This window comes from Seramator thermalis, from assembly GCF_004138125.1.
Lineage (GTDB): Bacteria > Bacteroidota > Bacteroidia > Bacteroidales > Dysgonomonadaceae > Seramator > Seramator thermalis.
The window spans coordinates 1-1,840 of sequence record NZ_RXHS01000035.1; the positions used below are offsets into that span (position 1 = coordinate 1).

General features: G+C 39.3%; 1 protein-coding gene. It reads left to right on the plus strand.

Annotated elements, in window-relative coordinates; genetic code table 11:
* Window positions 1-141: 141 nt before the first annotated feature.
* Complete coding sequence (locus EJN84_RS12155) at window positions 142-1,806, plus strand: IS1182 family transposase (protein ID WP_129595673.1); 1,665 nt, start codon at window positions 142-144, stop codon at window positions 1,804-1,806.
* The last annotated feature ends 34 nt before the right edge of the window (window positions 1,807-1,840 follow it).

A 1,840-nucleotide genomic window follows, 5' to 3' on the forward strand; every position in this document is an offset into this window, starting at 1 on the left:
AAAGGGGCTGTCTCAAAAGTAAGGACAGTCTCTTTTTTTAGTTGGGAAATATCATAAAAAACAGGGAAAAAACAGGATAAACGATTTGTGTAATTGCAAAATATTTTGTATTTTTATAGCTGAATATCAATAACATGAATTATGTCGAGAGTAGTATTTAAATCAAACGAACAAGGACAAACAGTACTTTTTCCTGCCAGTTTGGATGAAAAAGTACCCCAAGATTCTCCTGCCCGTCTGGTCAATCAAATAGTCGATAACCTGGATATTGCTCAAATCATTGATACTTACAAGGGAGGCGGAACGAGTGCCTATCATCCGAGAATGATGCTGAAAGTAGTTCTGTACAGTTATTTGAACAATATTTATTCGAGCCGTAAAATAGAGCAGGCACTTGCCGACAGGATTAGTTTCATGTGGCTTTCGGGTGGTCAACAGCCGGATCACAACACCATCAACCGTTTTCGTTCCTGCCATTTAAAGGAGGATATTCACCGGATATTTACACAAGTTGTCCTTATGCTCGTAGATATGGGATATCTGACATTGGATGTAATTTATGTTGACGGTACCAAGATAGAATCCCGCGCCAATCGTTACACTTTTGTGTGGAAGAAGACCGTAGAAAAGAACAAGGCAAAACTGGAAGAAAAAATCCGCAAGGTACTCGAACAGGTAGAAGAAGGGATTGCTCAGGACAATCAAATGGAAGATCAGCCTACCATGCCCATCAACAGTGAAGAATTACGCCGGAGGATAGAAGCCCTTAACCGGGAGAACCGCACAAAGGCAGAACAAAAAGCCATAAAGACACTCGAGGAAAAACACTTGCCAAAGCTCGAAGAATATGAAAATCATCTGGCTATATTGGGAGAGAGAAACAGTTATTCCAAGAGCGATCCTGATGCCACCTTCATGCGTATGAAAGAAGATCACATGAAGAACGGACAGCTCAAGCCGGCATACAATGTTCAAATAGGAACCGAGAATCAATTTTTTACACATTACGATTTTTACCCAAATCGGACAGATACACTGACTTTTATTCCGTTTATGAAAGGATTCTGCGAACGGTATGGTTTTTATCCGAATAAAGGAGTTGCCGATTCAGGTTACGGGAGCGAAGAAAATTATGAATTCATGGAGGAAAACCGGATTGAACCTTTTGTCAAGTACAACTATTTTCACAAGGAAGAGAAGAAAGCATTCAAAAACAATGCTTTTCTTGCTCAAAATCTATATTACAATCAAAAGGAAGATTACTTTGTTTGTCCTATAGGGCAGCACATGAAAAAAGTAGGAGACACTACCCGGACAACGGATAGCGGATATGTTTCAAAAATAAGTATTTACCAAGCCGAAAACTGTAATGGTTGTCCGCTGCGGTGTTTATGCCACAAGTCCAAAACCAATCGGAGGATGGAAGTAAATCATAACTTGAACAGGCACAAGCAGAAAGTCAGAGAACTGCTTACCTCACCCGAGGGTCTTTATCACCGGAGCCAACGACCAATAGAACCTGAAGCGGTGTTCGGACAAACCAAATATGATAAAGCCTATAATCGATTCCGTCATTTTGGACAGGAAAAAGTAGAAGCCGATTTCGCTCTCTTTGCCACAGCATCCAACATAGGGAAATTATGGCGTAAAATAAACAAACAAGCCGAAAAAGAGCAGAAAAATCAACAAATTGACAAAAAATGGTTGATAAATACCTTTATATTTATCGTTATGTTTCGATCATTTCAAAAAATTAAAAACAGAATAACCTCAAATCAAAATTTAGCCTTTGATTTAGCTGCTTAATCTAAAAAAGAAAGTGCCCTTTTGAGACACCCTC

Bases quoted from the DNA above. Each gene is read 5' to 3' on its own strand.
- EJN84_RS12155 (WP_129595673.1), top strand. From the start codon at position 142: ATGTCGAGAGTAGTATTTAAATCAAACGAACAAGGACAAACAGTACTT.